We start from the raw sequence: 2,964 nt of genomic DNA, 5'->3' as shown, positions 1-2,964 counted from the left end.
ACTGCGGGCGTCACGAACCTGACCGACAAGCGCTATCTGCAGGGCGGCTATGTCGATCTCAACGTCGGCGGCGCCGCAACGGCCAGCTTCTCGCGTCCGCGCGAATGGTTCCTCAAGCTCGCCTACAAGTACTGATGAAGGCCCGAGGGCGGCGGACCGCCACCGCCCTCACCCTTGCCTCGACGGGCAAGGCCAGAACAGAATAACTAAGGAGAAATCCGATGGACGGACTGCGCTATTTTCTCATTCCGGTCATGACCTTGGCGGGCGTTATCGGATTCATGCTCGGCGGCAGCTACGTCTGGCTGGGCGCGGCGACCTTTCCGGTGTTGATGACGCTGGATATCCTGCTGCCGGCGGACCACAAGATGCGCGCGCAGGGCACGGCACTGCTTGGCGATTTCGCCATGTACCTCCAGCTCCCGTGCATGATCCTGCTGGTCTGGGCCTTTGCCCGATCGGTTGCGACCGCGATCAACCCGATCACCGGCGCCGACAATTCAAGCTGGCAACTGGCCGGATCGCTGCTCAGCCTGGGTTGGCTCTCGGCGGTGCCGACCCTGCCGGTGGCGCATGAGCTGATGCACCGCCGCCACTGGTTTCCTCGCTATGTCGCCAAGTGTCTGAGCGCGTTCTACGGCGACCCCAATCGCGATATTGCCCATATCGTCACCCACCACGTCCATCTCGACACGGCCAAGGATAGCGATACCCCTCGGCGCGGGCAGACCATCTACAGCTTCGTGTTCCAGGCGAGTTGGGGTTCCTACAAGGATACTTGGGAAAAGTCGGCCGAAATCCTCCGCAAGCTTGGCCATGCTTCGCTGGGATGGCGCAATCCGGTGTGGCTACTGCCGCTCTTATCGGGCAGTATCATCGTCTTTGTGGGCTTGACGGCAGGCCTTGGCGCGGCGCTGACCGCTGTCGGCGCGATGGTAATGGCCAAGATGTTCGTGGAGGGGTTCAACTACTTCCAGCACTATGGCCTGATCCGGGTCGAAGGGGCGCCGATCGAGCTCCATCACGCCTGGAACCACCTTGGCGCGATCGTCCGGCCGATCGGTGCGGAAATCACCAACCACATCAACCATCACCTTGACGGGCATATCCCCTTCTATGCGCTGAAGCCCGAACCGCAAGCGCCGCAGATGCCCTCACTGTTCCTGTGCTTCGCCGCCGGACTGATCCCGCCGGTCTGGTTCCGCTTCATCGCGCAACCGCGCCTCAAGGACTGGGACGAACGTTTCGCCACCCCCGGCGAACGCAAGCTGGCGGATCAGGCCAACGCACAGGCTGGCTGGCCGCGCTGGCTGGCCAGCACTTGAACGCCAGGCCAATCGTCCACCCTCATTCGGGCGACAATCTGCAACTGCAGATTCCGCCCGCCCATTTCGGAAAAACCCGACAATGTTTTCTTTCCTGCGCAAATCCAAGATGAACACCGTAACCGTGGAAGGATCGCCGACCACGCTTGACATACCGGCGGGCAAGACACTTCTTGAAGCGATGCTGGACGCGGGTCTGGCCATGCCGCACGATTGCAAGGTTGGCTCGTGCGGTACCTGCAAGTTCAAGCTCGTGTCTGGCAAGATCGGCGAATTGAGCCCGTCGGCCCTTGCACTTGAGGGCGACGAACTGCGCAGCGGCTTTCGCCTCGCCTGCCAGGCCATTCCGCGCTCGGATCTGACAATCGCGGTTGATGCGCCACTCTCGCAAGGGATCGCCATTGCTACATATCGCGGCACCATCGTCGCCGCACAACGGCTATGCGAGGATATAATCGGGCTGACCATCGAACTGGATCGGCCACTGGCCTTCACTCCCGGACAATACGCTGATCTGACCGCTCCCGGCATCGAAGGTGCACGCAGTTATTCATTCGCCTTCGCGACGGTTGGTGAACCCACCCAGCAACTGCATTTTCACATCCGGCACGTTCCGGGCGGCGCATTTACCGACTGGCTGTTCTGCACCGATCGCACCGGAATGGAGCTGAAGGTTACCGCCCCCTATGGGCAATTCGCCCTCAAGGACAGCACTGCCCCCATTCTTTGCATCGCCGGGGGTAGTGGTCTAGCGCCGATCATCTCGATTCTGGAGCAGGCGCTCGACCGGGGCGCAGACCGGGCGGTGCACCTGCTGTACGGTGCGCGCCGTAAGTCCAATCTCTATGCCCTCGACAAAATTGCGGCCCTTCGTCAACGCTGGATGGCCCCTTTCGAATTCGTCCCGGCCTTGTCGGATGAAGAGCCAGACAGCGACTGGGCAGGAGCGCGTGGGCTGATCACCGAGCAGATTGCGGGCGTTGCAGACCTGGCGGCGCACGAAGCCTATCTGTGTGGCCCACCGGCGATGATCGACTTTGCCGAAGCGCAATTGCTTGCCGCCGGCCTCTCACGTTCGGTCATTTCGGCCGACCGCTTTCTTGATCGCAGCAATCGCACGTAAAAAAAGACGGGCGCTCGACGAATCGAGCACCCGCCAAGGGTGGAGAGATCTAAGCCGCTTCAGCTTCCGGGGCGTTTGCCGATGCCGATTCCACCGTCGCTGAGCAAAACCGTTCCTGTCATGTAGGCCGAGTCCCGACGCGAGGCGAGCAAGGCATAGAGGCCGGAGTGATCATCCGGTTCGGCGATCCGCGCGAGCGGCGTCATCCCGGCAATCATCGCGTCGAGCCCTTCCATATCTTCCATGTGAACATCGGCTGTTCCGCCCGCATGGGTACCGCCCAGCGGCGTTCGGGTGCCGCCTGGCGCCACGCCGTTGACCCTGACGTCGGGGGTTAGTTCCCAGGCGAGCTGGCGGATCAGGCCCAGCACGGCGTGCTTCGACGCCACATAGGGCGTACCGCCACCGCCGGTGTAGAAGCTTGAAGTCGAGGCAGTAAAGATGATGCTGCCCTTGGTCTTACGCAACTCCGGAATTGCGGCACGGGCGCCAAGGAAGTAGCCCTTTACGTTGACG

At 61.9% G+C, this 2,964-nt stretch carries 3 protein-coding genes; 2 read left to right on the top strand and 1 reads right to left on the bottom strand.

Annotation, left to right across the window (positions count from 1 at the left end):
- Window positions 1-221 precede the first annotated feature (221 nt).
- Both VMR39_RS15535 and VMR39_RS15530 read left to right on the top strand, forming a co-directional pair.
- Window positions 222-1,325, top strand: a complete 1,104-nt coding sequence (locus VMR39_RS15535) for an alkane 1-monooxygenase (RefSeq protein ID WP_008828148.1) — start codon at window positions 222-224, stop codon at window positions 1,323-1,325.
- 82 nt (window positions 1,326-1,407) lie between these two features.
- Window positions 1,408-2,448 carry a 2Fe-2S iron-sulfur cluster-binding protein gene (locus VMR39_RS15530; RefSeq protein WP_008828147.1) on the top strand — a complete coding sequence of 347 codons (1,041 nt, stop codon included), beginning with the start codon at window positions 1,408-1,410 and terminating at the stop codon, window positions 2,446-2,448.
- 59 nt (window positions 2,449-2,507) lie between these two features.
- Here the strand turns inward: VMR39_RS15530 and VMR39_RS15525 are convergent.
- The coding region (locus VMR39_RS15525) for an SDR family oxidoreductase (protein ID WP_325416852.1) at window positions 2,508-2,964 on the bottom strand (457 nt) is incomplete at its 5' end.

It is taken from the genome of Sphingobium sp. (genome assembly GCF_035511395.1).
Lineage (GTDB): Bacteria > Pseudomonadota > Alphaproteobacteria > Sphingomonadales > Sphingomonadaceae > Sphingobium.
This window is presented reverse-complemented; position numbering and strand designations above follow the sequence as displayed.

Excerpts from the sequence above, each read along its gene's own strand:
- VMR39_RS15535 (WP_008828148.1), top strand. The coding sequence starts at position 222 with ATGGACGGACTGCGCTATTTTCTCATTCCGGTCATGACCTTGGCGGGC.
- VMR39_RS15530 (WP_008828147.1), top strand. The coding sequence starts at position 1,408 with ATGTTTTCTTTCCTGCGCAAATCCAAGATGAACACCGTAACCGTGGAA.